The organism is Bradyrhizobium sp. MOS002 (assembly GCF_003020115.1).
Lineage (GTDB): Bacteria > Pseudomonadota > Alphaproteobacteria > Rhizobiales > Xanthobacteraceae > Bradyrhizobium.
Genome location: NZ_PYFX01000002.1, coordinates 50,594 through 77,406 on the forward strand (window position 1 = coordinate 50,594; position 26,813 = coordinate 77,406).

28 protein-coding genes are annotated in these 26,813 nt (G+C 64.5%); 13 read left to right on the forward strand and 15 right to left on the reverse strand.

The features are described from left to right. Nucleotides 1–180: 180 nt before the first annotated feature. On the reverse strand, nt 181–1,194 hold the full coding sequence (locus C7G41_RS04900) for a 1-aminocyclopropane-1-carboxylate deaminase (protein WP_007599136.1): 1,014 nt from the start codon (nt 1,192–1,194) through the stop codon (nt 181–183). Nucleotides 1,195–1,357: 163 nt separating this feature from the next. On the opposite strand from C7G41_RS04900, the gene C7G41_RS04905 reads away from it, so the two are divergent. The 3 genes from C7G41_RS04905 to C7G41_RS04915 all read left to right on the forward strand — a co-directional run bounded on the left by C7G41_RS04905 (nt 1,358) and on the right by C7G41_RS04915 (nt 3,700). Further along, nucleotides 1,358–1,822 (forward strand): Lrp/AsnC family transcriptional regulator, encoded by a 465-nt coding sequence (locus C7G41_RS04905; RefSeq protein WP_007599137.1) that lies wholly within the window; start codon nt 1,358–1,360, stop codon nt 1,820–1,822. Between the two features lie 45 nt (nt 1,823–1,867). Continuing rightward, complete coding sequence (locus tag C7G41_RS04910) at nt 1,868–3,031, forward strand: PLP-dependent cysteine synthase family protein (RefSeq protein ID WP_106941532.1); 1,164 nt, start codon at nt 1,868–1,870, stop codon at nt 3,029–3,031. Between the two features lie 108 nt (nt 3,032–3,139). Continuing rightward, nucleotides 3,140–3,700 (forward strand): carboxymuconolactone decarboxylase family protein, encoded by a 561-nt coding sequence (locus tag C7G41_RS04915; protein WP_106941533.1) that lies wholly within the window; start codon nt 3,140–3,142, stop codon nt 3,698–3,700. 13 nt (nt 3,701–3,713) lie between these two features. Here the strand turns inward: C7G41_RS04915 and C7G41_RS04920 are convergent, their stop codons facing one another. Next, nucleotides 3,714–5,297: a sensor domain-containing diguanylate cyclase gene (locus C7G41_RS04920; protein WP_106941534.1), complete on the reverse strand. Its 1,584-nt coding sequence runs from the start codon at nt 5,295–5,297 to the stop codon at nt 3,714–3,716. 288 nt (nt 5,298–5,585) lie between these two features. Between C7G41_RS04920 and C7G41_RS04925 the strand changes: the two genes are divergently transcribed. Next, nucleotides 5,586–5,831 carry a hypothetical protein gene (locus C7G41_RS04925; protein WP_106941535.1) on the forward strand — a complete coding sequence of 82 codons (246 nt, stop codon included), beginning with the start codon at nt 5,586–5,588 and terminating at the stop codon, nt 5,829–5,831. A 48-nt stretch (nt 5,832–5,879) separates the two neighbouring features. On the opposite strand, the gene C7G41_RS04930 is transcribed toward C7G41_RS04925, so the two are convergent. Further along, nucleotides 5,880–6,815, reverse strand: coding sequence for an alpha/beta hydrolase (locus C7G41_RS04930; protein WP_106941536.1), 936 nt, complete (start codon nt 6,813–6,815; stop codon nt 5,880–5,882). A 114-nt stretch (nt 6,816–6,929) separates the two neighbouring features. On the opposite strand from C7G41_RS04930, the gene C7G41_RS04935 reads away from it, so the two are divergent. After that, nucleotides 6,930–7,817, forward strand: coding sequence for a branched-chain amino acid aminotransferase (locus C7G41_RS04935; RefSeq protein WP_106941537.1), 888 nt, complete (start codon nt 6,930–6,932; stop codon nt 7,815–7,817). A gap of 197 nt (nt 7,818–8,014) precedes the next feature. Here the strand turns inward: C7G41_RS04935 and phaR are convergent, their stop codons facing one another. After that, a complete protein-coding gene (gene phaR, locus C7G41_RS04940; RefSeq protein WP_106941538.1) occupies nt 8,015–8,611 on the reverse strand; it encodes a polyhydroxyalkanoate synthesis repressor PhaR in 597 nt (198 codons plus the stop codon). A 304-nt stretch (nt 8,612–8,915) separates the two neighbouring features. Here phaR and C7G41_RS04945 point away from each other — a divergent pair, with 304 nt between their 5' ends. From C7G41_RS04945 to C7G41_RS04955, 3 genes are all read left to right on the forward strand, one after another. Further along, a complete protein-coding gene (locus C7G41_RS04945) occupies nt 8,916–10,094 on the forward strand; it encodes an acetyl-CoA C-acetyltransferase (RefSeq protein WP_027515119.1) in 1,179 nt (392 codons plus the stop codon). Between the two features lie 240 nt (nt 10,095–10,334). After that, a complete protein-coding gene (gene phbB, locus C7G41_RS04950) occupies nt 10,335–11,060 on the forward strand; it encodes an acetoacetyl-CoA reductase (protein ID WP_106941539.1) in 726 nt (241 codons plus the stop codon). A gap of 142 nt (nt 11,061–11,202) precedes the next feature. Further along, nucleotides 11,203–12,072, forward strand: a complete 870-nt coding sequence (locus C7G41_RS04955) for a DMT family transporter (protein ID WP_106942157.1) — start codon at nt 11,203–11,205, stop codon at nt 12,070–12,072. Nucleotides 12,073–12,106: 34 nt separating this feature from the next. On the opposite strand, the gene C7G41_RS04960 is transcribed toward C7G41_RS04955, so the two are convergent. Together C7G41_RS04960 and gloB are read right to left on the reverse strand one after the other, a co-directional pair. Further along, nucleotides 12,107–12,529 (reverse strand): cupin domain-containing protein, encoded by a 423-nt coding sequence (locus C7G41_RS04960; protein WP_106941540.1) that lies wholly within the window; start codon nt 12,527–12,529, stop codon nt 12,107–12,109. A gap of 37 nt (nt 12,530–12,566) precedes the next feature. Beyond that, on the reverse strand, nt 12,567–13,334 hold the full coding sequence (gene gloB / locus C7G41_RS04965; protein ID WP_106941541.1) for a hydroxyacylglutathione hydrolase: 768 nt from the start codon (nt 13,332–13,334) through the stop codon (nt 12,567–12,569). A 108-nt stretch (nt 13,335–13,442) separates the two neighbouring features. Between gloB and C7G41_RS04970 the strand changes: the two genes are divergently transcribed. Continuing rightward, nucleotides 13,443–14,189 carry a class I SAM-dependent methyltransferase gene (locus C7G41_RS04970; protein WP_106941542.1) on the forward strand — a complete coding sequence of 249 codons (747 nt, stop codon included), beginning with the start codon at nt 13,443–13,445 and terminating at the stop codon, nt 14,187–14,189. Nucleotides 14,190–14,262: 73 nt separating this feature from the next. Here the strand turns inward: C7G41_RS04970 and C7G41_RS04975 are convergent, their stop codons facing one another. The 5 genes from C7G41_RS04975 to C7G41_RS04995 all read right to left on the reverse strand — a co-directional run bounded on the left by C7G41_RS04975 (nt 14,263) and on the right by C7G41_RS04995 (nt 21,349). Further along, on the reverse strand, nt 14,263–15,063 hold the full coding sequence (locus C7G41_RS04975; protein WP_106941543.1) for a DUF4167 domain-containing protein: 801 nt from the start codon (nt 15,061–15,063) through the stop codon (nt 14,263–14,265). 460 nt (nt 15,064–15,523) lie between these two features. After that, entirely contained in the window at nt 15,524–16,405 is an 882-nt protein-coding gene (gene prmC, locus C7G41_RS04980) for a peptide chain release factor N(5)-glutamine methyltransferase (protein ID WP_106941544.1), read from the reverse strand. A gap of 7 nt (nt 16,406–16,412) precedes the next feature. Then, nucleotides 16,413–17,498, reverse strand: coding sequence for a peptide chain release factor 1 (gene prfA, locus C7G41_RS04985; protein WP_106941545.1), 1,086 nt, complete (start codon nt 17,496–17,498; stop codon nt 16,413–16,415). A gap of 57 nt (nt 17,499–17,555) precedes the next feature. Beyond that, entirely contained in the window at nt 17,556–19,823 is a 2,268-nt protein-coding gene (gene ptsP, locus C7G41_RS04990) for a phosphoenolpyruvate--protein phosphotransferase (RefSeq protein ID WP_106941546.1), read from the reverse strand. Between the two features lie 269 nt (nt 19,824–20,092). After that, complete coding sequence (locus C7G41_RS04995; protein WP_106941547.1) at nt 20,093–21,349, reverse strand: aspartate kinase; 1,257 nt, start codon at nt 21,347–21,349, stop codon at nt 20,093–20,095. Nucleotides 21,350–21,497: 148 nt separating this feature from the next. On the opposite strand from C7G41_RS04995, the gene C7G41_RS05000 reads away from it, so the two are divergent. The 4 genes from C7G41_RS05000 (at nt 21,498) to C7G41_RS05015 (ending at nt 24,308) form a co-directional block, all read left to right on the forward strand. After that, on the forward strand, nt 21,498–21,965 hold the full coding sequence (locus C7G41_RS05000) for a PH domain-containing protein (protein WP_106941548.1): 468 nt from the start codon (nt 21,498–21,500) through the stop codon (nt 21,963–21,965). A 14-nt stretch (nt 21,966–21,979) separates the two neighbouring features. Then, on the forward strand, nt 21,980–22,753 hold the full coding sequence (gene ubiG / locus C7G41_RS05005; RefSeq protein ID WP_199198183.1) for a bifunctional 2-polyprenyl-6-hydroxyphenol methylase/3-demethylubiquinol 3-O-methyltransferase UbiG: 774 nt from the start codon (nt 21,980–21,982) through the stop codon (nt 22,751–22,753). A gap of 112 nt (nt 22,754–22,865) precedes the next feature. Continuing rightward, complete coding sequence (locus C7G41_RS05010) at nt 22,866–23,147, forward strand: GIY-YIG nuclease family protein (protein ID WP_106941549.1); 282 nt, start codon at nt 22,866–22,868, stop codon at nt 23,145–23,147. 261 nt (nt 23,148–23,408) lie between these two features. Further along, a complete protein-coding gene (locus C7G41_RS05015; RefSeq protein WP_106941550.1) occupies nt 23,409–24,308 on the forward strand; it encodes an EamA family transporter in 900 nt (299 codons plus the stop codon). On the opposite strand, the gene C7G41_RS05020 is transcribed toward C7G41_RS05015, so the two are convergent. From C7G41_RS05020 to C7G41_RS05035, 4 genes are read right to left on the reverse strand one after another with little or no spacing between them, the layout of a single operon-like run. Continuing rightward, entirely contained in the window at nt 24,305–24,787 is a 483-nt protein-coding gene (locus C7G41_RS05020; protein WP_106941551.1) for a DUF1178 family protein, read from the reverse strand. The genes C7G41_RS05015 and C7G41_RS05020 overlap by 4 nt on opposite strands. After that, nucleotides 24,784–25,662, reverse strand: coding sequence for a carbon-nitrogen hydrolase family protein (locus tag C7G41_RS05025; protein WP_106941552.1), 879 nt, complete (start codon nt 25,660–25,662; stop codon nt 24,784–24,786). The genes C7G41_RS05020 and C7G41_RS05025 overlap by 4 nt, the downstream gene beginning before the upstream one ends. After that, nucleotides 25,659–25,934 carry a glutaredoxin 3 gene (gene grxC / locus C7G41_RS05030; RefSeq protein WP_106941553.1) on the reverse strand — a complete coding sequence of 92 codons (276 nt, stop codon included), beginning with the start codon at nt 25,932–25,934 and terminating at the stop codon, nt 25,659–25,661. The genes C7G41_RS05025 and grxC overlap by 4 nt, the downstream gene beginning before the upstream one ends. A 47-nt stretch (nt 25,935–25,981) precedes the next feature. Further along, entirely contained in the window at nt 25,982–26,779 is a 798-nt protein-coding gene (locus C7G41_RS05035; protein WP_106941554.1) for a ComF family protein, read from the reverse strand. Between the last annotated feature and the right edge of the window lie 34 nt (nt 26,780–26,813).

Consider the following 26,813-nt stretch of genomic DNA (forward strand, 5'->3'; position numbering starts at 1 on the left):
CCTCCTCCGTCATCCCGGACAAGCGGAGCGCCGATCCGGGATCCGTAGCCACCGGGCGTAGGAAAAGGCACGCTGACTGCCTCAGCGTGCTTCAACAATTGGCAGTCGGGGTAATGGGTCCTGGCTTTCGCCAGGACGACACTCGTGGGGAGGTGCGCGCCGCCTCACATCACCGACGCGCTAGCCGTTCCTGAACGCATACCCATAGCCGTTCAGCGCCGGCGCGCCGCCGAGATGGGCGTAGAGGATCTTCGCGCCTTTCTCGAAATAGCCCTTCTGCGTGAGGTCGATCAGGCCCTGCATCGACTTCCCCTCGTAGACGGGATCGGTGATCATGGCTTCGAGACGCGCGGTGAGGCGGATCGCCTCCTTGGTTTCTTCCGACGGCACGCCATAGGCGGGATAAGCATAATCCTCGATCAGCACGACGTCGTCGGCGACGAGATCCTGGCCCAGCTCGACGAGCTTGGCCGTGTTCTGCGCGATCGAGAGCACCTGCGCCTTGGTCTGCGCCGGGGTGAAGGACGCGTCGATGCCAATCACCTTTCGCGCGCGGCCATCGGCGGCGAAGCCGACCAGCATGCCGGCATGGGTCGAGCCGGTGACGGTGCAGACCACGATGTAGTCGAACTTGAAGCCGAGCTCGGCTTCCTGCTTGCGCACTTCCTCGGCGAAGCCGACATAGCCGAGGCCGCCGAATTTATGCACGGAGGCGCCGGCGGGAATCGCGTAGGGCTTGCCGCCCGCCGCCTTGACCTCCTCGATCGCCTCCTCCCAGCTCTTGCGGATGCCGATGTCGAAGCCGTCGTCGACCAGGCGCACGTCGGCGCCCATGATGCGCGACAGCATGATGTTGCCGACGCGGTCATAGACGGCGTCCTCGTGCGGCACCCAGGCCTCCTGCACCAGGCGGCACTTCATGCCGATCTTGGCTGCGACCGCCGCGATCATGCGGGTGTGGTTGGACTGCACGCCGCCGATCGAGACCAGCGTGTCGGCGTTCGAGGCGATCGCGTCGGGGATGATATATTCGAGCTTGCGCAGCTTGTTGCCGCCATAGGCGAGCCCGGAATTGCAGTCCTCGCGCTTGGCGTAGACCTCGACATTGCCGCCGAGATGCTTTGACAGCCGCTCCAGCTTCTCGATGGGCGTCGGACCAAAGGTCAGCGGATAGCGCGCGAATTTTTCGAGCATCGTCAGGTCATCCCGATTGGCGTTAATGTCTACAAAAACGCTAGCATCGCCCCGCAAAAAGGTGCTTTCAAATATTGCACCTATGTTGCCTGTGATCTTGCGATAATGGCGCCAATACGTATCATTCCTTTCGGAATAGATGCCAGATACGGAAGCTTCTTCCATGTCCGCTCGTCTCGATCGTATCGACCTTAAGATGTTGAGATTGCTGCAAAATAACGGCCGCCTCAGCAACGCGGAGCTGGCCGAAACCGTCGCCATCAGTCCCGCCACCTGTCATCGCCGCACCCAGCGCCTGTTCGAGCACGGCTTCATCGCCGCCGTCCGCGCCATGGTCGCGCCGAAGAAGGTGGCCAAGGGCACGCTGGTGATGGTCGGCGTCGTGCTCGACCGCTCGACGCCGGAGAGCTTTGCGATCTTCGAGCAGGCGATCACCAGGCTGAAGTTCGTGCTCGATTGTCACCTCGTCGCCGGCGACTTCGACTATTTCCTCAAGATCCGCGTCGGCGACATGGAGGACTTCAACCGTATCCACGGCGAGCAGCTGATCGCGCTGCCCGGCGTGCGCCAGACCCGCACCTTCTTCGTGATGAAGGAAGTCGTCGACAACGCGCCGCTGGAGTTTTGAGCGGAAGCTATTGATGCGCGATCCGCACCATGAGAGATTCAGGTGATGCAGACATTCCCCTTCCGCCACCTCAATCCGGCCGGACCGGCCTATCGGCGCGGCTGGGGCGACGAAGCCGTGGCCGCGATCGAGGCCGACCAGTGCCGCACGGCCGACACGCATCTGATCCGGCTGATCGTGCCGGCGCTCGCGGGCATCGACATCTATCTGAAAGATGAGTCGACACATCCGACCGGCAGCCTGAAGCACCGGCTCGCGCGCTCGCTCTTCCTTTACGCGCTCTGCAACGGCCACATCCGCGAAGGCACTCCCGTCGTCGAAGCCTCGTCGGGATCGACCGCAGTGTCGGAAGCCTATTTCGCACAGATGATCGGCGTGCCCTTCTATGCCGTGATGCCGCGCACGACCTCGGGGGAGAAGATCGCCGCGATCGAACATTATGGCGGCAATTGCCATCTGATCGACGACGGCCGTGCGCTCTACGCGGAGGCGGCCGCGCTCGCCACTCTCCTGAACGGCCATTATATGGACCAGTTCACCTTCGCCGAGCGCGCCACCGACTGGCGCGGCAACAACAACATCGCCGAATCGATCTTCACGCAGTTGCAGGGCGAGCCCCGACCGTTGCCGGACTGGATCGTGATGGGCGCCGGCACCGGCGGCACCTCGGCCACCATCGGACGCTATTTGCGTTATCGCCAATATCCGACGCGGCTGTGCGTTGCCGATGTCGAGCATTCCGCTTTCTTCGACTGCTTCAGCTCGCAGGACCGCTCCCATGTTTGCGATCGCCCCTCGCTGATCGAAGGTGTCGGCCGGCCGCGCTGCGAACCCTCGTTCGTGCCGGGTGTGGTCGACCGCATGATGAAGATCCCGGATGCGGCGACGATTGCGGCGATGAACGTGCTGTCGCGCCGGCTGCGCCGTGCGGTCGGAGGCTCGACGGGCACCAATTTTCTGGCGCTGTGCCGGCTCGCCTCGGACATGCGACAGGCAAACCAGACGGGGTCATTGGTGACGCTGATTTGCGATTCCGGCGAACGCTATCGGCAGACCTATTATGAGCCCGAATGGCTGAGAGCGCGCGGTCTCGATCCAGCGCCGTTCGAGGCGGCCTTGTCGTCGTTCCTCGATACAGCGCAGCCACTGGCGCTTGAGTTCGAAGACGTGACCAATCCGCAGAACTTGCGAAATCCCGAGACCCTATAGCTGGCGTCTCCCTGCCACTTGCAAAATTGCACGGCCGTCACGGCAACTTCACTTGCCTTGCGCCGTTACGCGGGCGAGTTTCGCGGCTTCTCAACGAGGAGACCTGCCGTGCGCCTTCCCATTCTCGATCCGAAAGACCTGAGTGCCGAACAGAAGCCGCTCTATGACGACATGCAAGCCGGCATCAAGGATCACTTCAAGGGCTTTGTGAACATGCGCGACGATGGCGCGCTGCTCGGGCCGTGGAATCCATGGATCCGCGAGCCGCGTTTCGGCAAACCGGTGTGGGAGCTGGTCAAGGCGATCGCGTCGAACCCGCTGCTGCCGGCGCCGGTGCGTGAGGTCGCGATCCTCGTCACCGGCTCGCATTTCCGCTCCGGTTACGAGCTCTACGCACATGTGCTGGTCGCCGAGCAGCGCGGCCTCTCCGACGAGAAGCTCGCGACCATCGTCGCCGGACAGCGGCCGGTCGATCTCACCAAGCAGGAAGCCATCGCCTACGACGTGGCGTCCGCATTGGTCAGCGGCGGCGTGCTGCCGGAACTGACTTATCGGGCCGCCGTCAAGGAATTCGGCGAGCACGGTGCGGCCGAACTGTCCTATCTCGTCGGCGTCTACTGCATGGTGTCGGTCACGCTGAACACGTTCGACGTGCCGGTGCCGGAATAGTTATACGGAGCGATCACTCCGCCGCCTTGTTCATGGGCGGCGGGGGCGACCAGGCCACGCAGCGGTTGCGGCCTGCGGCCTTCGCCTGGTAGAGCGCGTGATCGGCCGCACTCATCAAGGCGTCGATGCCGGACATGCTGACGCTTGCTTCCGCAATGCCGATGCTCACGGTGACGCCGAACTGAACCTGATTGGCGACGATGCGCGAGCTCATGACGCGCTTGCGGATCCTCTCGGCGACGATCCTTGCGCGCGACAGGCTGGTCTCGGGCAGCAGAATGGCGAACTCCTCGCCACCGAAGCGGCCGACGACGTCCGATTTGCGCTTGCCATCGAGGCATGCGGCCGCCACGGCCTTGATCGCCTCGTCTCCGACCGCGTGACCATAGCGGTCGTTGACCGACTTGAAATGGTCGATGTCGAGCATCAGGACCGAGACGGAGCGGTAGTAGCGCTGGAAGCGGCTCCATTCCGCGTCGAGCGAGCCCAGCAAATGGCGGCGGTTGTAGAGCCCCGTGAGCGGGTCGGTGGTGGCCAGACGCTCCAGCATGTTGGCCTTGTTGGTGAGATCGGTAATGTCGACATAGGTCAGCATGCGGCCGCCGTTCGACATCGTGGTGCAGTGGGCCCTGATCCGCCGCCCGTCAGGTGTCTGGAGATCGCGCACATGATCGCCCGCCTTGACCTCGGCGACGCGCTTGACGGGAAATTTCGCCAGTTCGTTCGCCGGCAGATCGGGCGCGCTCGCGCGATGCACCCGGCTCACCAACGATGCATAGGTCGGGCGGGCGGCGGCTTCCTGTTCGCTCACCTCCCAGAACCGCCGCATGCGCCGGTTCATGAAGCTGGCGTTGAGATCGCGGTCGAGCAGCAGCACGCCGTCCTCGACATTCTCGAGGGCGTCGCGCAGCAACTTCAGTTCGTCGGAATAGCGCACGATGTCGGTGACCGGCGTATAGGTCAGCATCCGCCCGCCGTCGGGCAGCGGCGTGCATTGCATCCGAACGACGTCGCCGCCGGTACGGCGCAGGTCGCGCGGAGACGCATCACCTTCCTTTATTTGGCTGACGCGCTCGGCGACATAGGCCTCCAGCTCGGCCGGCGGAATCTCGTAGGCGAGCGTATCGCGGCCATGATGCATCAGCGTCGCAAATGACGGATTGCTGTTGGCGACTTCCTCCGGCAGGAGCCACATCTGCCGGAACGCCCGATTTATCAATTGCGCGCGGAGATTGGCATCCAGCAGCACGATGCCCAGCGGGACGAAATCGAGAGCCGCGCGAAGCGCCAGCATCTGTCCGCGTATCAGCGAATCGGTCCGCCGCTCCTGCTCGTCGGCGGCCTTCGGGTCGACATGATCTTCCGCTCCGAGCGCAACTCCTATCTGACGGTCCGACCGCCAGAGCACACGGCAGGAGAGGATCTCCTGGCCTGCGAGCCGGAGCCGGAACCGATCGGGCACGCCGATGCTGCTCTGCATCTCCAGCGTCGCGCCGTCTTCGGACATCCGCCGCACGACGCAATCGATCGTCGATTGACCGAAGTTGAAAAAGATCTGGCCGGCGAGGAACGTTCGTTCCGATACCAAGCGGGGCATTCCTAACCTCCCAAGCGACATCGCCCCAGTTTGCCCTAAGCTTACTTGCCGAATGGTAAGGTGGTGCGCGATTATGCGAGAGGGCTAATAATTGGTTCACGCATCCGGCCGTGGTCTACCTGATGGCGGAACTGCCTGCTGGATCGAATGTGATCGCCCGCGCGGTCATGCGGTATCCGCAATCGGTGGACGGTGCGAATGCACGCAGGTACCTTTGCCATGACCGCACCGACACAACCGACACAATCCCCCGCCAGAGTGCAGGCCGGACAATGGAGAACGACAGTCATGGACACGTCACGCCGCATCCTGCTCGCCGGACTGGCGGGACTCGCCGTTGCGCCGACCGCCGCTGGAGCCGCGCCCTTGGCCGCGGCCGATGACGTAACGGTCGCCGAAGAGCGCTTTGCGCGCATGATCGCGGCTGCGCATGCGCCCGACGTCACCTGTGCGCGACAGGCCGAGCGTTATGCGGACGCGCATTGGCCAAACTACGTCGCGGCAGCGCGTTCCGTCATCGAGGCGAGAGCGTGAGGCATTCTCTTTCCTCTCCCGTTGCGAGAGACAGCAAGACGGCGTGCTTCACGTCCCCACCGCCCGCCTGACCTGCTCACCGATCTGCGACAGCACGAGCTGCGCCTGCGGCAGGATTGCGCCCATGGCGTGGAAATTGTGAACCATGCCGTCGTGGCAGACGTGCTCGACGGCGACGCCCGCGGCGAGCAGCTTGCGCGCGTAGGCATTGCCCTCGTCTCGCATCGGGTCGAACTCGGCGGTGTGGATGATGGCGGTCGGCAGGCCCGCAAGCCGTGTCGCGCGCAAGGGCGAGATGCGGGGATCGGCGGGATCCAAGGCCTCGGGCAGATAGTCGGCGAGATCGGCTTCGATCGTGACCCGGTCGATCAGGTGGCCCTCGGCGAACGCCTCGCGCGAAGGTGAGGCCTCCTCGAAATCCAGCACCGGGCAGATCAGGCATTGCGCGAGGATGGAAAGGCCTGCGCTCTGCGCCGCCTCCTGGCACACGATCGCAGCGAGCGTTGCACCGGCCGAATCGCCCCCGAGCACCAGACGCCCGGCATCGATGCCGAGCGATGCGGCCTCGCGCGCCACCCATTCGGTGGCAGCAATCGCATCGTCCACGGCGGCGGGGAATTTGTGCTCGGGCGCCAGCCGGTAATCGACCGAGACGAGACGGCATCCGGTCGCATGTGCCAGCGCCGCCGCGATGCGGTCATGCGTGGCAATGCTGCCGGCAACGAGCCCGCCGCCGTGAAAGAACACGAAGCCGGGCGCGCGATCAGCGGCGCTTGCCGGTGAATAGAGGCGATAGGGCAGCGCGCCGCCGGGACCAGGCAGCATGCCGTCGGACGTCGTCACGTCAGGCGCATCGGCGCGCGCAAACTGCATCAGCTTTGCCAATGATTGCCGCCGTGCCTCCACGCTGGGCCGGCTCCGTGCCTGCGGCGCAGCCGCAGCCATCATGGTCAACAAACGCTTTGCGAGCGGATCGAGCGGCATGGTGCTTCCTCCCTTCCGGGAGGGTAACTCACCATTTTCCCGCAGGGAATCATTTAGAAATTGCGCCCAATAGTGGCGCTATAATGCGGCACCACGCCAAGGGAGAGGCCGGTCATGGCCGAGATCAAAAAGCCCATCGAATATTCGCCGAGCTGGACCTTCTTCGAGGGCAAATGGCATGACGGCAATGTGCCGATCATGGGCCCGCGCACGCATGCGGCCTGGCTCGGCTCGGTCGTGTTCGACGGCGCGCGGGCGTTCGAAGGCGTCGCGCCCGATCTCGACCGCCACGTCGCCCGCGCCAATCAATCCGCGATCAACTTCGGCCTGAAGCCGGCGGTGGATAACGGCACCTGGATGACACTCGCCAAGGAGGGCATCGCACGCTTTGCGCCGAAGGCCGAGCTCTACGTCCGTCCGATGTACTGGGCGCGGAACGGCTCTGGCGGCGGCGTGCTGTTCGATCCCGAGACCACCGATTGGTGCCTGTGCATCTACGAGGCGCCGATGCCAAAGCCGGTCGGCAACGCGATCACGCTGTCGCCGTTCCGCAGGCCCACCGCCGAATGCGCTCCGGTCGAGGCCAAGGCCGCCTGTCTCTATCCGAACAATTCGCGCGCGCTTGCCGAAGCCGCCTCGCGCGGCTTCCAGAACGCGCTGATGCTCGACATGCTCGGCAACGTCGCGGAGTTCGGCAATTCCAACGTGTTCATGGCCAAGGACGGCGTGGTCTACACACCGGTGCCGAACGGCACCTTCCTCAACGGCATCACCCGCCAACGCGTCATCAGCCTGCTTCGCAGCGACGGTGTCACGGTGATCGAGAAGACGCTGCGCTATGCCGACTTCCTCGCCGCCGACGAGATCTTTTCGACGGGCAATTTTGCGAAGGTCGCGCCTGTGATTCGTATTGACCAGCGCGAGCTCAAGCCCGGGCCGCTCTACACGCGCGCGCGCAAGCTCTATTGGGACTTTGCCCATGCGGTGAAGCTGGCGGCGTAGTTTCCCACCGTCGTCCCGGCCTAGTGCGCTATTGCGCACGGGGGCCGGGACCCATAACCACAGGGAGTAGTTTGGCGAAGACTAGTCGTTCAGTACTCCCACCGCCCGCTATCGATGCACCTCGCGGTATGGGTCCCGGCCTTCGCCGGGACGACTGCGGAGTTGTGGCAGCAAGGCGCGTTAGCGCCCGGCAGGGCCTACTCTTCCTTCTTCGACATCCGCTCGAGGCGTTCCTGCATGTCCTTCATCTGCTGGCGCAGATCGTCGATATTGCTGTCCTTCGGTGCTTCGGCGGTCGCCTCGGGCGCCGGCTCGGTGGAGCCCGCGGGGCGTGCCGCGCCGGGCGCGAAAGGCTTGAACATCGAGAAGGTCTGCTGGAACAGCTCCATGTTGCGGCGGACCTGTTCCTCCAGCGGCGCAAACGGGGTTCCGGACAGCGAGGTGGCGATCTGCTTGCGGAACTTCTCCTGCTCCTGAGTGAGCGACGCGATGGCCTGCTCCAGATATTTCGGCACCACCATCTGCATGCTGTCGCCGTAGAAGCGGATCAGCTGGCGCAGGAAGGTGGTCGGGAGCAGGTTCTGCCCGGCCTTGTTCTCCTGCTCGAAGATGATCTGGGCAAGCACGGAGCGAGTGATGTCGTCGCCGGTCTTGGCATCGTAGACCAGGAAATCTTCGCCGTCCTTGACCATGGCGGCGAGGTCTTCCAGCGTCACGTAAGTGCTCGTTCCGGTGTTATAGAGCCGGCGGTTCGCGTATTTCTTGATGGTGGTGGGTTGGTCTGATTTCGCCATGGGCTCTCACTTGCAAGACGCGGAGAACGGGAACCTGACGGGCTATGCCGCAGGGCGGGAAGAGTACGCAACGCAACAAAATAAGCATTTTCAAAGGGGTCACGCTACCGTTTTGTGCGCCACGGTTAATCGGGCAGCAAAAACGTGCTTGCGAAAGCGCCAAGAACGCTATTTTGAATGCGCTGCGGGATGAATTCGGCCGCCGGCCGATTGACATGCCTCAACGACGTTAACAGGATGCCGTCCGAGACTGGCGAGCCGTTTCCCCAGCCCCGTCTGCCCCCATACAACCCAGGAGATGCCCATGTCAGACGATGTCGTCATCGTCAGCGCCGCCCGCACCCCGGTCGGAAGCTTCAACGGAGCGTTCGCAACCCTTCCCGCCCATGATCTCGGGGCCATCGCCATCAAGGCCGCGCTGGAGCGCGGCGGCATCGAGCCCGGCCGGGTCTCCGAAGTCATCATGGGCCAGATTCTGACCGCCGCCCAAGGCCAGAACCCGGCCCGTCAGGCCTCGATCAATGCTGGCATTCCGGTCGAGAGCCCGGCTTGGGGCGTCAACCAGCTCTGCGGTTCGGGTCTGCGCACGGTTGCGCTCGGCTATCAGGCGCTGCTCAACGGCGATTCCGAGATCGTTGTCGCCGGCGGCCAGGAATCCATGAGTATGGCTCCGCACGCCCAGTATCTGCGCGGCGGCGTCAAGATGGGTGCAGTCGAATTCATCGACACCATGATCAAGGACGGATTGTGGGATGCCTTCAACGGCTATCACATGGGCAACACCGCCGAGAACGTCGCCCGGCAGTGGCAGATCACCCGCGCCCAGCAGGACGAGTTCGCGGTCGCCTCGCAGCAGAAGGCCGAAGCCGCGCAGAAGGCCGGTAGATTCAACGACGAAATCGTTCCCGTCACCATCAAGGGACGCAAGGGCGATGTCGTCGTCAGCGCCGACGAATATCCGCGCCATGGTGCAACGGTCGACGCGATGGCGAAGCTCCGTCCCGCCTTCGAGAAGGACGGCACGGTCACCGCCGGCTCTGCGTCCGGCATCAATGACGGCGCTGCCGTCGTGGTGCTGATGACCGCCAAGCAGGCCGCCAAGGAAGGCAAGAAGCCGCTCGCGCGCATCGTGTCCTGGGCGCAGGCGGGCGTCGATCCGAAGATCATGGGCTCGGGCCCGATCCCGGCCTCGCGCGCCGCGCTGAAGAAGGCCGGCTGGAACGTCGGCGATCTCGATCTGATCGAGGCCAACGAAGCCTTCGCGGCACAGGCTTGTGCCGTCAACAAGGATCTCGGCTGGGACACCTCCAAGGTCAACGTCAACGGCGGCGCGATCGCGATCGGCCATCCGGTCGGTGCCTCCGGCGCGCGCGTGCTGGTGACACTGTTGCACGAAATGCAGAAGCGCGATTCGAAGAAGGGCCTCGCCACGTTGTGCATCGGCGGCGGCATGGGCATCGCGATGTGTGTGGCGCGCGACTGAGAGAATTGACGCGTCATTTGCGCGTGCGCTGCACACGTGACTGAGTGCGTTGCACGCGATTAAAAAGGCGGCGGTTGCAAATCAAATATTCTTCGCAACCGTACTAGCCTCGACTAAAGAGAAACGCCCGGCTCGACGCCGGGCGTTTTGTTCTTGATGTCCGTCAAACGTGCCCCATAATCCGCGCTTAAAAACGATCACTCAGAAACGTCCGAAGAGTCCAAGGGAAGGAAATACGATATGGCACGTGTTGCATTGGTGACGGGTGGTACGCGGGGCATCGGAGCTGCGATCAGCAAGGCGCTGAAGGCGGCCGGCTACAAGGTTGCGGCGAGCTATGCCGGCAACGACACGGCGGCGGAGAAGTTCAAGGCCGAGACCGGCATCGCCGTCTACAAATGGGATGTCAGCAGTTTCGATGCCTGCGCCGAGGGCGTGAAGAAGGTCGAGGTCGAGGTCGGCCCGATCGACGTGCTCGTCAACAATGCCGGCATCACCAAGGACGGCGCCTTCCACAAGATGAGCCTCGAGCAATGGAACGCCGTCATCAATACCAATCTCGGCTCGCTGTTCAACATGTCGCGCCAGGTCATCGAGGGCATGCGTGGACGCAAGTTCGGCCGCATCATCAACATCTCCTCGATCAACGGGCAGAAGGGCCAGTTCGGTCAGGTGAACTATTCGGCGGCGAAGGCGGGCGAGATAGGCTTCACCAAGGCGCTGGCGCTGGAGAATGCCAAGGCCGGTGTGACCGTGAATGCGATCTGCCCCGGCTACATCAACACCGAGATGGTGCAGGCGGTGCCGAAGGACGTCCTGGAAAAGGCCATCCTGCCGCTGATCCCGATCGGCCGTCTCGGTGAGCCCGAGGAAATCGCGCGCGCGGTCGCGTTCCTTGCCGCCGATGAGGCCGGCGCCATCACTGGCTCGACGCTGACCGTCAACGGCGGCCAATACATGGTGTGATGCGCAGGCATCACGTTCGATCATATCGGTAACTTCGTCATGCCCGGGCTTGTCCCGGGCATCCACGGCCTTACAACATCCGTCGCCACGAAAGAACGTGGATGGCAGGGACAAGCCCGGCCATGACGAGAGTATGTGGCCGATGACTCCCCGCACCGCGACGCTGATTGGGTTGACCGCGATCCTGATGTGGTCGCTGCTGTCAGTGATGACGGTGGCGACCGGAAAGATCCCGGCGTTCCAATTGGCCGCGATGACGTTCGCAATCGGCGGTCTCGTCGGCCTGCTCACCTGGATCGGCCGCGGCGAGGCGGCCAAGAGCCTACGTCAGCCGCTGGTCGTTTGGGCCGTCGGTGTCGGCGGGCTGTTCGGCTATCACGCGCTGTATTTCCTCGCGCTGCGCTTTGCGCCGCCGGCTGAAGCCGGCTTGCTCAACTATCTCTGGCCGCTATTGATCGTGCTGTTCTCGTCGTTCCTGCCGGGCGAGCGGCTTGCCGTGCATCACATCGTCGGCGCCGTGCTTGGCCTCGTCGGCACCGTGCTGCTGTTTGCCGGCAACACCTCCGGTTTCGCGCAGGGGCAATTGCCGGGATTGGTCGCGGCCTTCATCGCCGCCTTCGTGTGGGCGACCTATTCGGTGTTGTCGCGGCGATTGAAGGCGGTGCCGACCGATGCCGTCGCGGGATTCTGCCTCGCCACCGCGGTGCTTGCCGCGCTGATGCATGGCCTGCTCGAAACCACGGTATGGCCGGACACGACGCTGCAATGGCTCTCCGTGATCGCGCTCGGCATCGGTCCGGTCGGTGCTGCATTTTACGCCTGGGACATCGGCATGAAGCGCGGCGACATCCGCGTGCTCGGCGCCGCGTCCTACGCGACGCCGCTGCTCTCGACCGGCTTCCTCATCGCCGCCGGGTTCGCCAATGCCAGCGCCAACATCGCGATCGCCGCGACCCTGATCGCGGGTGGCGGCCTGATCGCCGCAAAGGACATGGTGCTGCGGAAGCGGTAGCGTCATTGCCGGCGCAAGCCGAAGCGACGGTGCCCTACGGCTCCCACCCTTTCGGCGCCAGCTCGAACTTGGCGAACTCGAAGGCGGGCGCCACGGTGCAGCCGACCAGCGTCCACTCGCCGGTGGTCTCCGCCGTCTGCCACGCATCGGCCGGCACGATCGCCTGTGGCCGCTCGCCGTTCAACAGGTCCGTACCGAGCCGCACTTCGTGTTGGGAGCAGCCGTCATGGGCGATGCGCAGGGTCAGCGGGCTGCCGGCGTAATAGTGCCAGCTCTCGACAGCGTCGATGCGATGCCAGTGCGAGCGCTCGCCGCGCGCCAGCAGGAAATAGATCAGGGTCGAGCGCGCGCGGCCGTTGGCGTCCGCGGTCTGATCGCGAAACGTCTCGCGATAATGCCCGCCCTCGGGATGTGGGCGGAGTTCGAGGCGGGCGATGATCTCGGCTGCGGTCGGCATCGATTCCCGTCAGGATTTGTTCTTCAAGACTTGTTCTTCAAGATTTGTTCTTGCGCTCGCGCAGCTCGCCGAACACCACGGTGGCATCCGCGCCCTTCATGTGCAGCCTGGCTGCGATCGAAGGTTCATCAGCGCGCAGGAACACGTTTGTCCGCTTCTCGTCACCAAGCAGCGAGGGAATGGTCGGCTTGTTCTCGGCCCGCAGCCTCGCCACCTCCGCCGCGCGCGCCTGCAGCGCCGCATTGTCGGGATCGACGGTCAGCGCGAACTTGACGTTGGACGCCGTGTATTCATGGCCGCAATAGAGCTTGAAGTCGTCGGGCAGGGCACGCAGCTTCAAAAGCGAATCCCACATCATCGGATAGGTGCCCTCGAACACGCGGCCGCAGCCGATCGAGAACAGCGTGTCGGCGGCGAACAGCGCTTTCTCGGTATCGAACACGTAGGAGATGTGGTCGAGCGTGTGGCCGGGCGTCTCCAATACGCGCCCCAGCAAGCTGCCGACCTTGACGATTTCGGCATTGGCGACGCGCAGGTCGACGTTTGCGATGTTCGTCGTCTTGTCATGCGGCGCGACGACGCGGCAATTGTATTTCTGCTTGAGCTCGGCGACCCCGCCGACATGATCGCCATGATGATGGGTGATCAGGATGTCGGTGAGCTGCCAGCCCTCGCGATCGAGGGCCTTCAGGATGGGGCCGGCCTCCGGCGCATCAATCGACGCCGTCGCCTTGGTTTCCACATCGTGGATCAGATACCCGAAATTGTCGTTTAAACAGGTGAAAGTACGAATTTCGGCGGCCATGTCATCTCCATCGCGCTCAGCTCCGTCAGACAAATATGGCGTTAACGTTGCGCAGGCAATGCAATATTCCGCGCGCGGGCGCCACCTCGTGCATGTTACATTGCGGTCATGACCATCGATGTCGTCGACCTCCGCGAGTTCTATTCTCGTCGCCTCGGGATTGTGGCGCGGCAAATGATCAATCGTGGCATTCGGGAGCGCTGGCCGCGCGTCGACGGCCAGCGCGTGCTCGGCCTCGGCTATCCCACGCCCTATCTGGGGTTGTTCCGCGAGGACGCGGAGCGCTGCATCGCCTTCATGCCGTCGGCCCAGGGCGTCCTGAAATGGCCGACGGGACGGCCGGCGCTCGCCTCGCTGGTGGATGAATTCTCGCTGCCGCTTCCCGACGCCGCGGTGGATCGTATCCTGCTGGTCCACGCACTGGAAATGTCGGACGATCCGGCCGCGCTGCTGCGCGAGGCGTGGCGCGTGCTGTCGCCGTCCGGTCGCGTGATTGCGGTCATCCCGAACCGGCGCGGGGTCTGGACCCGCACCGACAGCACGCCGTTCGGTCACGGCCGGCCCTATTCGCGCTCGCAGATCACCGACCTGTTGCGCCAGACCTGGTTTACCCCGACCGCCTGGGGCGAAGCGCTGTTCATGCCGCCCTATGCCGGCGGCTGGGTGCTGAAATCCGCGCAGATGTGGGAGCGCGCCGGCGCGGCGCTGTCGCTGCCCTTCGCCGGCGTGCACATCGTCGAGGCGACCAAGCAGGTCTACCGCGCGATCCCCGCCAAGCGCGAGCGGGCGCGGCTGATTCCCTCATTGGCGAAGCCGGTGCTGGTGCCGTCCTCGACGACGGCGACGCGCGGCTAAAAACAAATCGTCCCGGACATGCCGGGACGATTCAGGTCAGGGTATCTGGCGCAAGATAACGTGTGAATGCGGCTTACTCGCCGGGGGCCACTTCGTCGCTCGAGGCGGCCGGAGCGGCTTCGCGCTCGGGGCGCGGGCCATTCGGCCGGCGGCGTCGCCGCGGAAAGCGCTCGCCACCACCACCACCCTCGAAGCCGGCTTGGCCGGGCGCGCCACCGTTCACCTGCGGCTGCGGACCGGTGATGAAGGAGGGCAGACGATCGACGCTGACGGCGTCGGCGACGACGGGCTGGGGCTGGTTCAGCGGGAGAGGTTGCGGCTGCGGCTGATATTGCGGCTGCGGACGATGATCGCGTTCGCGATGCTCGCGCGGCTGCTGGTTGTCGCGCTGATAAGCCTGGTTGTCGCGCGGCTGATGATCACGCGGCTGATGATCGCGCGGGCCGTCGCGGTCGCGCGTGAAGGGCGGCGGTGGCGGCTGTGGGACAAACCCCGGCTCCTGGCCGAAATTCGAGAAATTCTCGCCGTCGTCCTCGCCGTCGTCGCCGCTGCTGTTGCTGTTGGGCTCGTCGCCGCGTGGCTGCTGGTTCTGCCGGAACTGTTCCTGAGCCGTCGCGATCAGGCGAAAATAATGCTCGGCATGCTGGTAGTAGTTCTCGGCCGCAACGGGGTCTCCGGACGAGCGAGCGTCGCGTGCGAGCTGGAGATATTTTTCAGCAATATGCGAAGCCGTGCCGCGGATCTTGATGTCGGGTCCGTTGGACTCGTAGACCCGGGTCATCGGGTTCTGGCCGCGCCGGTTATTATTGTTGTTATTGTTATTATTATTATTGTTGCGGTTGCGCATCCGCTGCTTGTTCTGACCGTTTCTCATGTCCTGCCTTTAATTCCAGCCCTAAAGGTTGCACGCATTACTGATTGCCGAGAGTGACCTGATGACAGCGGTTCACATCGCTTGCGCGCAACCGCACGCAAGAGCGGATTGATCCCTGCCGATGTTCGTCGACCGTCGCGTTCAACAAAGACGCGTTCCCCACGCCAGCATCTATCGCCAGCGAACCCATTCATATCGCCTGCCGAAACAAGCCCTGCTTTGTTGCGTAAGTCTTCAAGCGCAATATCAGGCTTTCGTTCACGTTGCGGTCGGTAAGCAGCGCAGCTCAAATGGCCATCGCGCTCAACAGGACCTGCGGCTTGGAACCATTATCAGTAAGCTCTCGCCCGAGAGCCCGGCTTTCGCCCGTAGGTCTACGGGGCCGGCACCGATGTGTTGATCGGAAGGTAGTCGTTCCCAAGGGATATTCCAAGAGGTTTTTTGCAGCCCAATCCGGCTTTTATGGGGGCATTTTCCGGGCCGAAACCGCCCGCGGGATACCCGCCAGATCGGCCTTGGGCGGCCTGTCCACCATCAACGCGGCAGCCGCCATCAAGGTTTCAATATTCCGGGCCTGGCCCTGTCCGGCCTCGACGATCAGTGCCCCGCCGGGGGCGAGACGTTCAGCCGCCTGCGGGATCAGGGCACGATAGGCGTCGTAACCGTCATTGCCGCCGTCGAGCGCGAGATGCGGATCGTGCTCGCGCACCTCGATGCTCAGTTTCGGAATTTCGGCCGACGGGATGTAGGGCGGGTTCGACACGACGAGGTCGAACGGGCCGCGGAGCGCCGCTGCGTAGGAACAGGCGACGAAGCTGGCGCGGTCGGCGAGGCCGAGAGCCGCGGCGTTGTCTCTAGCGGTCTTGAGCGCGGTCAGACTGAGATCGGTGCCGACGCCGAAGGCGCCGGGAATGTCGTGCAGCAGCGCGAGCAGGATGGCGCCGGATCCTGTGCCGATATCGGCGATGCGGAGCTGATGGGAGGCTTGCCGTTCGCGAAAGATTTCGAGCGCGAGTTCGACCACCGTCTCGGTATCGGGACGCGGCACCAGCGTTGCTTCCGACAGACGAAACGGCAGGCCCCAGAATTCACGTGAGCCGAGAATGCGGGCGACCGGCTCGCCGGCGATGCGGCGCCCGGCATATTGCGCGAGCCGCGACGTCTCGGCTTCCGCGAGCAGACGGGCGGCCTGCGCGACGAGGCCTGTGAGATCAAGACCGAGTGCCGCGCCGAGCAGGATACGCGCGTCGAGCTCCGCTTCTTCGAGCTGCGCCGATCTCAGTTGCGCGGCCAGCGCGCGCCGCGCGCTCTCAACGGATAGTCCGGTGAAGGGATTGCTCACGCGCCGGTCACGCCGCCGCGCCCTGAGCGGCGAGCTGCGCGGCCTGGTGCTCGGTCGTCAGTGCGTCGGTCAGTTCGCCCAGCGCTTCGCCCGCGATCACCTGCGGCAGCTTGTAGAGCGTCAAATTGATGCGGTGATCGGTGACGCGTCCCTGCGGAAAATTATAGGTGCGGATGCGCTCGCTGCGGTCGCCGGAGCCGACCTTCTCCTTGCGCTCGGCCGAGCGCGCCGCGTCGAGGCGTTGCTGCTCGGCGTCGTAGATGCGCGAGCGCAGGATGTTCATGGCGGAAGCGCGATTCTTGTGCTGCGAGCGGCTGTCCTGCATCATCACCACGATGCCGGTCGGGATGTGGGTGATGCGGATCGCCGATTCGGTCTTGTTGACGTGCTGGCCGCCGGCGCCTCCGGCGCGCATGGTCTCGATGCGCAAATCGTCGTTCCTGATCTCGACGTCGACCTCCTCGACCTCGGGCATCACGGCGACGGTGGCGGCGGATGTGTGGATGCGCCCCTGCGTCTCGGTGTCCGGCACGCGCTGCACCCGGTGCACGCCGGACTCGAATTTCAGCTTCGAGAACGCGCCGCGGCCCTGCACCTCCGCGATGATTTCCTTGTAGCCGCCGACGCTGCCTTCGCTCGCCGAGATCACCTCGACCTTCCAGCCCTGCAGGGCCGCGAAGCGTTCGTACATCCGGAACAAATCGCCGGCGAACAGCGAAGCCTCGTCGCCGCCGGTGCCGGCGCGGATTTCCAGCACCACGTTGCGGTCGTCCATGGCGTCCTTCGGCAGCAGCGCGACGCGGATTTTCTGGACCAGCTCTTCGATCTTCGGCGTCAGCTCGCTGCGCTCGGCTTCCGCCATGCTGCGCATCTCGGCATCGGTCGCGGGGTCGGCGATCAGCGCCTCGGTGTCGGCGAGCTCCTTGACGGCCGCACGATAGGTCTTGACCGCTTCGATCAACGGCGTGAGCTCGGCGAGCTCACGCGTGATCTGCACATAGCGTTCGGAGGCGAGTTGCCCCAGCGATTCCGCCTCGAGAGAGGCATGATGTGCAAGGAGCACGTCCAGTTTGGCTTCGGGGAGTGACGACATCGGTTCAGTCTCAAAATGCGGGAAAGGGCGGGGCGGCGGGAAGGGGCGACAGGCCCGCTACAACGCCAGGCCTTCGGCCTCGGCAAATTCCGTCAGCTTCTGCCGGATCGAGACGCTGCCAGCGGGCGCGTCCAGCAACGGGCCAAGCATCGCTTCGGCCTTCTTGGCGTCGAGATCGATCACCATCGCCTTGACCGGGCCGAGCGCGGTGGCCGAAAGCGACAGCGAGCGATAGCCCATCGCAATCAGGGCCAGCGCGCCGATCGGTTTCGACGCCATCTCGCCGCAGAGCGACAGCGATTTGTTCGCGGCCTGCGTCTTGCGCGCGATGTCGCGCAGCGCGCGCAGGATCGGCGCCGACATGGTGTCGAAGCGCTCGGAGACTTTTGCGTTGCCGCGGTCGACCGCGAACAGGAACTGGAACAGATCGTTGGAGCCGACCGAGATGAAATCGACCTTCTTCAGGAGCTCGTCGAGCTGATAAAGTAGCGCCGGCACCTCGACCATGGTGCCGATGTCGATTCTTTCAGGCAGCGTGTGGCCGTGCTGGCGCAGATAGGTCAGCTCGCGTTCGACCAGCGCCTTCGCCGAATCGAATTCGGCGACCTCCGAGATCATCGGGAACATGATGCGCAGCGCGCGGCCGCCGCCGGCGCGCAGCAATGCACGGATCTGGCCGCGCAGCAGGCCGGGACGGTCGAGCCCGAGCCGGATCGCGCGCCATCCGAGCGCGGGATTCTCCTCGATCACCGCTTCCATATAAGGCAGCGCCTTATCGCCGCCGATGTCGAGGGTGCGGAAGGTGACGGGCTTCGTGCCGGCGGCATCCAGTACGGTGCGATACAGCGCGAGCTGGTCGCTGGTGCGCGGCAGGCTCTGGCCGACCATGAATTGCAGCTCGGTGCGGAATAGGCCGATGCCGGCGCTGCCGGTGTCTTCGATGTGCGGCAGGTCGATCGCCAACCCTGCATTGATCATCAGCTCGACCTTCTGCCCGTCTTTGGTGACGCAGGGCCGGTCGCGCAGCGCCAGATACTGTGCCTGGCGGCGGGCGCGGAAGCGCACGCGCTCGGCGAAGGCCGCTTCGACCTCTTGCGACGGGCGCACATAGATCATGCCGGAGGTGCCGTCGACGATGACGGCGTCGCCGGGGTCGGCGATGCCAGGTGCGTTCGGCACTTCGCCGACCGCGGGAATGCCGAGCGCGCGCGCCACGATCGAGACGTGGGAATTGGCGGTGCCTTCCTCCAATATGATGCCGCGCAGGCGCTTGCGGTCGTAGTCGAGCAGCGCCGCCGGGCCCATCGCGCGCGCGATGACGATGGCATTGTCGGGCAATTGTTCGCGTGAAGGTGCGTGATCCTGGCCGACCAGCTGCCGCATCAGGCGATAGCCGAGATCCTCGAGATCATGCAGCCGGTCGCGCAAATAGGGATCGGTCGAGCGCAGCATGCGCGCGCGGGTGTCGGATTGCACGCGCTCGACGGCGGCTTCCGCCGTGAGACCGGTGGCGACCGCCTCGTGCAGCTTGTGCGACCAGCCCTGGTCGTTGGCGAACATGCGGTAGGCTTCCAGCACCTCGCGGTGTTCGCCGCCTTCGGCGACGTCGCCGCGCTCCAGCATGCGGTCGAGATCGGCGCGCAGCTTGGCGAGCGCGGTGTCGAGCCGCTTGATCTCCTTCGGCAGGTCCTCGGCAATGTAGTCCTTGATGACGACGCGCGGCTCGTGCAGCACGACATGGCCGAGCGCGATGCCTTCCGACAGGATGGCGCCGACCTTCTGCGCCGAATGACGTGCCGCGGGCTCATGGCCCGGCTGGGCCAGCGCGGACAGCTCGCCGGAGGCGATCAGCTCCGCCAGCACCATCGCGGTGGTCTGAAGCGCCTCGAGCTCCTCCTCGACATAGTTGCGCTTGGCGCGGTTCTGCACCACCAGCACGCCGAGCGTGTTGCCGGCGCGCAGGACCGGCACGCCAAGGAAGGAGTGGTAGATTTCTTCGCCGGTCTCGGGGCGGAACGAGAACGCCGGGTGGCTCTGTGCGTCGTTCAAATTGAGTGGGGTCGCCTCGCTGGCGACAAGGCCAACCAAGCCCTCATGGGCGGTCAGCACGGTGTGGTGCACCGCCTCGCGGTTGAGGCCTTCGGTGGCATAGAGCTCGAGCGTGTTGTCGACGCGCAGCACATAGACCGAGCACACCTCGGCCACCATGTTGGCGGCGATCAGCACCACGATCTTGTCCAGCCGCTCCTGGGCCGAGACCTGCTCCGCCATGGTTTCGCGGAGCCGTCTCAATAAGACGCGGGGACCTCCCGACGCGCTCCGCATGAACCGTCAATCTCCTACGTCTGCCGGGGCCGAAAGGACCCGCGGCGGCTCGCCCAGAAATCCAGAAAAACAACAAATTTGCTCGTCCGGCGCCGGCCCCGGCGGTTGCCTGGGCCGAATCAGCACCGCCTCAACTGGGGCACAGTTTCCGGCAGCCCACCCTGTTCGCCGTATAGCGAATTGGGGCTTGTTTTGCCAAGCAAAACGCCTGCCAAACGCGAAAGTGTGGGCACCTTCGCGTTTGCTGCGACCGCTAAGAGAAAATTAGCCTAAGCCTGATCGAGACCGTAGAGCGTATGCAGCGTGCGCACCGCAAGCTCGGTATAGGCGGTGTCGATCAGAACCGAGAATTTGATCTCGGAGGTTGTAATGGCCCGGATGTTGATGTTCCGTCCTGCCAGGGCCGAGAACGCCTGGGCGGCAACGCCGGCATGGCTGCGCATGCCGCTGCCGATCACCGAGATCTTGGCGACGTCGGTCGCGGTGTCGAGCCGGGCATAATTGATCTGGCTCTTGGCCGCTGTGATCGTCTCCTTGGCCCTCGTGTAGTCGGCGGCCGGGACCGTGAAGGTGAGGTCGGTGGTCTTGCCGTCCTCGGAGACGTTCTGCACGATCATGTCGACGTTGATGTTGGCATCCGCGAGCGGGCCGAAGATCGACGCCGCAACGCCCGGCTTGTCCTCGATCTGGCGTACCGAGATCTGGGCCTCGTCCTTCGAAAAGGCGATGCCGGTGACGACGTGGCTTTCCATGATCTCCTCCTCGCTGCAGATCAGCGTGCCGGGCGGCTGGTTGGCATGCGGGTCGATATCCTCGGGCTTGTCGAAGCTCGAGCGGACGAAAATCGGCATGTTGTGGACCATGCCGAGTTCCACGGAGCGGACCTGGAGCACCTTGGCGCCCTGGGAGGCCAGCTCCAGCATGTCTTCGAACGCGATCTTGTCGAGCCGGCGCGCCTTCGGCACGATTCGCGGATCGGTGGTGTAGACACCGTCGACGTCGGTGTAGATGTCGCAGCGGTCCGCCTTGACGGCAGCGGCGATCGCCACGGCTGAAGTGTCGGAGCCGCCGCGGCCGAGCGTGGTGATGCGATTGGTCTCGGGGTTGATGCCCTGGAAGCCGGCGATCACGGCGACTTCCTTGCGCTCCCTGAAGCGCTTGATGATCTCGCTGCCGTCGATGTCCTCGATCCGGGCCGAGGCATGGGCGTCGCTGGTCGTGATCGGGATCTGCCAGCCCTGCCAGGAGCGGGCCTGGATGCCCATGCCCTGAAGCACGATGGCAAGCAGGCCGGACGTGACTTGTTCGCCCGAGGCGACCACGGCGTCGTATTCGCGCGCGTCGTGCATCGGCGAGGCCTCGGTGCACCAGGCCACCAGCTCGTTGGTTTTACCGGACATCGCCGAGACGACCACGGCCACTTCATGGCCGGCGTCGACCTCACGCTTCACATGGCGTGCGACGTTGCGGATACGTTCGATGTTGGCGACGGATGTGCCGCCGAATTTCATCACGAGGCGGCTCATGACGACGCGTGCATTCCCTTATAAGGATAAGTATGGTGACCCGCGCTGGACGGGTGCCTGCGATACCGACCGCGCGTATACAGAGCGGCGGGGCCGGGGGCAAGCGGGTTCCTGCGCGGGCCAATCCGAGCAATGGGTTATCGAGGTCATGGCGCGTTACATCGACGAGATCCTGCAACCGGGCGAGCGGGTGCTGTATTCGACCAATGCCCACTGGATATTCTATGTTCCGGCGATCCTGGCCTGGATCGTGGCGCTGGCCCTGTTTGTTCTGTCCCGGCAAACCATCGTCGAGGGGCTCGTCCTGCTCTGTCTCGTCGCCTCTGGCCTGGTGGCTCTGGCGGCGCTGTACTGGACCGTGAAGGGCTGGTTCCATCGCTTTACCACCGAGACCGACGTCACCAATTTGCGGATCGTGCACAAGACCGGCTTCATCAAGCGCCGCACCTTCGAGATGGCGCTGGACAAGGTCGAGAGCGTCGATGTGAATCAGACCATTCTTGGACGTATTCTCAACTATGGCGACGTGACCATCAATGGCGTGGGGGAAGGTCGCGAAACCATCCGGACCATCGCCTCGCCGCTCGCCTTCCGCAGTTCGATCACCACGCGGTAGGACCGCGCGTAACCATGAGCATGCAGCAAAATACTTCCGCTACCGCAAGCCCGCAGCCGGGCTCGACCGTCGACGCCGCCGAGATCGCAAAGTTCTCGAAACTCTCGGCCGAATGGTGGGACCCCAACGGCAAGATGGCGCCGCTGCACCGGATCAACCCGCTGCGGCTCGGCTACATCCGCGATGCCGCCTGCCGCAAGTTCGAGCGCAACGTGCGCAGCCTCAACTGCCTCGGAGGTATGCGCGTGCTCGACATCGGCTGCGGCGCCGGCTTGCTCTGCGAGCCGCTGTCGCGCCTGGGTGCGCAGGTCATCGGCGTCGATCCGTCGGTCAGTAATATCGCGGCCGCGAAGCTGCATGCCGACAAGGCGCATCTCGCGATCGACTATCGCTGCACCACGGTTGAGGAGATCGACCCGCGCGAGCGCTTCGACATCGTGCTGGCGATGGAGGTGGTCGAGCACGTCGTCGACGTCGGCGTTTTCCTGAAGCGCTGCGCTGCGATGCTGAAGCCGAATGGCCTGATGGTGGTCTCGACGCTGAACAGGAACTGGAAGAGCTTCGCGCTCGCCATCGTCGGCGCCGAATACGTCCTGCGCTGGCTGCCGCGCGGCACCCACGAGTGGAACAAGTTCGTCACCCCTGACGAGCTGACGAAATACCTGCTCGACAACCGCCTGGTCATCACCGAGCAGACCGGCGTCGTCTACAGCCCCTTCGCCGACAAATGGACCCTCTCGTCAGACATGGACGTGAACTACATGGTGGTGGCGGAAGGCATGGTGTGAGGCCGCGCGAGAGTGAAGTGCGAGCTCGCGCCCCTCGGACGGTGTCGTCCCTGCGAACGCAGGGACCCATAACCACAGGCCGTAGTCCTTAGCCAAGACAGGCGTTCCGAGCATGTATTACGTCTACATCCTCGCCAGCGGCCATCACGGAACACTCTATATCGGGATCACCAACTCGCTCCAGAGGCGATTGGAAGAGCACCGGAGCGGCAAGGGCTCGAAATTCGTCAAGCGCTATGGGGTGCACCGGCTCGTCTACACCGAGGCCTTTGAGCGAGCAGAAGACGCGATCGCCCGTGAAAAGCAGCTGAAGCGCTGGAAGCGCGACTGGAAGATCGAGTTGATCGAGCGCGAAAACCTGGAATGGCGAGATCTGAGCGATCTCCTGATTTGAAGGGAAAAACGGGGCAGGCCCCACTGTCGTCCCCGCGAACGCGGCGACCCATACAGCGGAATCTATCGGAGGCGGGTGGGGTTAGATGCGCGGGTTGTTACCTTTCGCAAAACTGCTTCCTGGGGTTATGGGTCCCTGCGTTCGCAGGGACGACAGTGTGTGTGTTGCGAGAGCATCGCACCCATGACGTCCATGTGGTTGACCAACAAGCCTGTTCCCGTCACCCTCGCAAGCTTCCCCTTCCCAACTCACACATCCCCCATGTTCACCATCGCCAGTCTCTGGATTCCCTTCACCGTCATTGCCGCGCTCGGCCAGGTCGCGCGCAATGCGATGCAGCGGTCGCTGACGAAGCCGCTGGGGACCTGGGGCGCAACCAATATCCGCTTCCTGTTCGGCTTCCCATTCTCACTGCTGTTTCTCGCGGTGGTGCTGGTCGCCACCGGCGATCATCTCGGCATGCCTCCGACTGTATTCTGGCCGTGGCTGCTGCTGGGCGCGCTCAGCCAGATCGTCGCGACCGGCCTGATGCTGCTCGCCATGAACGACCGCTCCTTCGTGGTGACCACGGCCTATCTGAAAACCGAGGCAATCCAGACCGCCATCTTCGGCTTCGTCTTTCTTGGCGATCATCTGACATGGCTCAAGGTGCTGGCGATCGTGATCGCGACAATCGGCGTCGTCATTACCGCGCTGCGGCCCGGCGGCGAGAAGAGCTTTGCCGAATTGAAACCGACGATCACCGGTCTCGTCGCGGCGGCAGCGTTCGCGTTGTCAGCGGTCGGCTTCCGCGGCGCCATCATCAACGTGCCTGATGTCTCGTTCGTGACGGCGGCATCGTTCACGCTGGTGCTCGGCCTGTTCGTGCAGACGCTGATCCTGACGATCTATCTGCTCTGGCGCGCGCCGAAGGTGCTTCAGGCTATCCTGGGGCTTTGGAAGCCATCGCTGCTCGCCGGCTTCATGGGCGCCTTCGCCTCGCAGTTCTGGTTCCTGGCGTTCGCGCTGACGGCCGCCGCCAATGTCCGCACGCTCGCTCTGATCGAGGTGCTGTTCGCGCAAGGCGTGGCCTACTACTCGTTCAAGCAGCCGATCGCGCCGCGCGAGATTATTGGCATCGCGCTGATCGTGATCGGCGTGGCGGTGCTGGTGGGAGTCTAATTCCGATCTTCCGGCAGCGTCGGCAGCGGAGACACCTCGATGCCTTCGTCGATCAGCGACTTGGCCTCGTCGGGCGAGGCCTCGCCGTAGATCGGACGGTGCTCCTTGTCGCCGTAATGCATCGCGCGGGCTTCGGTGGCGAATCGCTCACCGACATTGTCGGCGTTCTTCACGATGTGATCGCGCAGCTCTTTGAGCTTGGCACGCAGCTCGCGCTCCTGCGCCATTAACAGCGAGGTCGGTGCGGATTGCGCAGCCTCGGGCGAGGTCGTCGTGGCGGTGGGCTCAGGCGGCGTCGCACGTCCGCGGCCCTTCTTGCCGACAATGCGCGGCGCCATGATCGCCTTCTCGACCTTGGCCGAGCCGCAGATCGGACAGGTCACGAGCTTGCGCTTTACCTGTGAATCGTACGCCGCCGAGCTCTGGAACCAACTCTCGAAGTCGTGGCTCCGGTCGCAGCGGAGCGCGTAGCGGATCATGCCGATCCCCGCACCAGGTGCAGATGGTCCGGCCCCGCCTTGGGGTCGGCGACGCCGAAGCGGCGGCCGTGCTGGAGCGAGGGGATCGCGCGGCGCGCGGTCTCGACCTTGGCCGGATCGATTTTTGCCATGATGATGCCGGGCTCGACATCGCCCTCGGCGAGGATCTCGCCCCAGGGATCGATGATCAGCGAATGACCATAGGTCTCGCGCTTGTTCTCGTGCAGGCCTGCCTGCGCCGCGGCGAAGATGAAGCACCCGGTCTCGATCGCGCGCGCACGCAACAGCACGTGCCAATGCGCTTCGCCGGTCTTGCGGGTGAAGGCCGAGGGTACCGTGATGAAGTACGCGCCGCTTTCGGCCAGCGCGCGGTAGAGCGCGGGGAAGCGCACGTCGTAGCAGATCGTCAGGCCGACGCGGCCCCAGGGCAGGTCGGAGATCACGGCCGTCTCGCCCGGCTGGTAATTGGCGGATTCGCGATAGCTCTCGCCGTCAGGCAGCTCGATGTCGAACATGTGGATCTTGTCGTAGCTCGCGAGCACATTGCCTTCGGGCCCGATCAGGAAGGAGCGGTTGACCGCCTTCTCGTCCGAGAAGCGCAGCGCCAGCGAGCCTACATGGATGTGGATCTTCAGTTCCGCCGCGAGCGCTCGGTACGCCCTCAGCGAGTTGTCGTCGTCCTGGCTCTGGAGGTGCTCGAACAGCGCCTTGCGGTTGAGCTGCATCATGTTGCTGACTTCGGGCGTCTGCACGTAGTCGGCGCCATTGGCCGCGGCCTGGCGGATCAGCCTGGTGGCCTGCTCGAGGCTCGGCTCGGGCATCAGGCCGGTGCGCATCTGCACCATCGCCGCCGTGAAGGTCCTGTTGTCGCTCATGACTCCGCCTTGACGCTCTCGAGCATGCCGTCGAGCTTGCCTTCGCGATCGAGCGCGTAGAGTTCGTCGCAGCCCCCGACATGGGATCCGCCGATCCAGATCTGCGGGAAGGTCGAGCCCTCGCCGGCGCGATCGTACATCTCCTGGCGCCAGGACGGGTTCTTGGCGATGTCGAACTCCGTGAACGTCGCCTTCTTGCGGGTCAGCAGCGACCTGGCGGCGGAACAATAGCCGCAGCCCGGCCTCGTGTAGATCTCGACAGCAGCGGTCATCTTGTCTGGCGCTCTCATGTCATGAATTCATTGAATTATATGGGACTTCACCGGCTCTCGACAACCCGGGCAAACACCAGCACGTCCACTTGCGCCGCCTTGGCCCGGAGCAGGGCCCGCGCACAGGCATCCAGCGTCGCCCCCGACGTCAGGACGTCGTCGATGAGGACAATGCGCCGACCTTGGACGTCCGCCTGACGGTCGGGGGATACCTGGAATGCGCCCTGCACATTGGTGGCGCGCTGGGCCCGCGACAGGCCGATCTGCTGCTCGGTCGCGCGTACCCGGCGCAGCACCTCAGCCTTCACTTTCACCCCGCTCTGCCGCTCGATGATCCGCGCCAGCGCCCCGGACTGGTTGTAGCGGCGGCGCCAAGCCCTACGCCAATGCAGGGGAACGGGCACCAGCATGTCGGCCTCGGTGAGCAGTTCGCCCCCCGCGCGCGCCATCCAGCGGCCCATGGCGGGTGCCAAATCCGTGCGGTCCTGGTATTTCAGCGCATGCACCAGGGTGCGCGCGACGTCGTCATAACGCACCGCGGCGCGCGCCCGCTGGTAGGCCGGCGGGCTCGCGATCGCCTCCATCGACAGCATGTCGGGACCGGGATCGTACACAAAGGGAATGCCGAGCCGCGGGCAGTAGGGTCGTTCGATGAACGACAGCCGCGCCCAGCACGCCGCGCACACGCCCTCGCCGTCGACCGGCTCGCGGCAGGACACGCACAGCGTCGGCAGCGCGACATCGAGCGCAAGCCGCGCCGCACGTGACAGCACGTGGCGGCCAGCCGTCCATGCGGCACGCAGGGGGGCGGCGATGGAGCTGGAGGAGGCGGCGTCGGATGCCATCGGACGAGGCTAGCGTTCCGCGCTTGTCGGCTCA

Coding starts and splice junctions, on each gene's coding strand:
- C7G41_RS04900 (WP_007599136.1), bottom strand. CDS start 1,194: ATGCTCGAAAAATTCGCGCGCTATCCGCTGACCTTTGGTCCGACGCCC.
- C7G41_RS04905 (WP_007599137.1), top strand. CDS start 1,358: ATGTCCGCTCGTCTCGATCGTATCGACCTTAAGATGTTGAGATTGCTG.
- C7G41_RS04910 (WP_106941532.1), top strand. CDS start 1,868: ATGCAGACATTCCCCTTCCGCCACCTCAATCCGGCCGGACCGGCCTAT.
- C7G41_RS04920 (WP_106941534.1), bottom strand. CDS start 5,297: ATGCCCCGCTTGGTATCGGAACGAACGTTCCTCGCCGGCCAGATCTTT.
- C7G41_RS04925 (WP_106941535.1), top strand. CDS start 5,586: ATGGACACGTCACGCCGCATCCTGCTCGCCGGACTGGCGGGACTCGCC.
- C7G41_RS04930 (WP_106941536.1), bottom strand. CDS start 6,815: ATGCCGCTCGATCCGCTCGCAAAGCGTTTGTTGACCATGATGGCTGCG.
- C7G41_RS04935 (WP_106941537.1), top strand. CDS start 6,930: ATGGCCGAGATCAAAAAGCCCATCGAATATTCGCCGAGCTGGACCTTC.
- phaR (WP_106941538.1), bottom strand. CDS start 8,611: ATGGCGAAATCAGACCAACCCACCACCATCAAGAAATACGCGAACCGC.
- C7G41_RS04945 (WP_027515119.1), top strand. CDS start 8,916: ATGTCAGACGATGTCGTCATCGTCAGCGCCGCCCGCACCCCGGTCGGA.
- phbB (WP_106941539.1), top strand. CDS start 10,335: ATGGCACGTGTTGCATTGGTGACGGGTGGTACGCGGGGCATCGGAGCT.
- C7G41_RS04955 (WP_106942157.1), top strand. CDS start 11,203: ATGACTCCCCGCACCGCGACGCTGATTGGGTTGACCGCGATCCTGATG.
- C7G41_RS04960 (WP_106941540.1), bottom strand. CDS start 12,529: ATGCCGACCGCAGCCGAGATCATCGCCCGCCTCGAACTCCGCCCACAT.
- gloB (WP_106941541.1), bottom strand. CDS start 13,334: ATGGCCGCCGAAATTCGTACTTTCACCTGTTTAAACGACAATTTCGGG.
- C7G41_RS04970 (WP_106941542.1), top strand. CDS start 13,443: ATGACCATCGATGTCGTCGACCTCCGCGAGTTCTATTCTCGTCGCCTC.
- C7G41_RS04975 (WP_106941543.1), bottom strand. CDS start 15,063: ATGAGAAACGGTCAGAACAAGCAGCGGATGCGCAACCGCAACAATAAT.
- prfA (WP_106941545.1), bottom strand. CDS start 17,498: ATGTCGTCACTCCCCGAAGCCAAACTGGACGTGCTCCTTGCACATCAT.
- ptsP (WP_106941546.1), bottom strand. CDS start 19,823: ATGCGGAGCGCGTCGGGAGGTCCCCGCGTCTTATTGAGACGGCTCCGC.
- C7G41_RS04995 (WP_106941547.1), bottom strand. CDS start 21,349: ATGAGCCGCCTCGTGATGAAATTCGGCGGCACATCCGTCGCCAACATC.
- C7G41_RS05000 (WP_106941548.1), top strand. CDS start 21,498: ATGGCGCGTTACATCGACGAGATCCTGCAACCGGGCGAGCGGGTGCTG.
- ubiG (WP_199198183.1), top strand. CDS start 21,980: ATGAGCATGCAGCAAAATACTTCCGCTACCGCAAGCCCGCAGCCGGGC.
- C7G41_RS05010 (WP_106941549.1), top strand. CDS start 22,866: ATGTATTACGTCTACATCCTCGCCAGCGGCCATCACGGAACACTCTAT.
- C7G41_RS05015 (WP_106941550.1), top strand. CDS start 23,409: ATGTTCACCATCGCCAGTCTCTGGATTCCCTTCACCGTCATTGCCGCG.
- C7G41_RS05020 (WP_106941551.1), bottom strand. CDS start 24,787: ATGATCCGCTACGCGCTCCGCTGCGACCGGAGCCACGACTTCGAGAGT.
- C7G41_RS05025 (WP_106941552.1), bottom strand. CDS start 25,662: ATGAGCGACAACAGGACCTTCACGGCGGCGATGGTGCAGATGCGCACC.
- grxC (WP_106941553.1), bottom strand. CDS start 25,934: ATGACCGCTGCTGTCGAGATCTACACGAGGCCGGGCTGCGGCTATTGT.
- C7G41_RS05035 (WP_106941554.1), bottom strand. CDS start 26,779: ATGGCATCCGACGCCGCCTCCTCCAGCTCCATCGCCGCCCCCCTGCGT.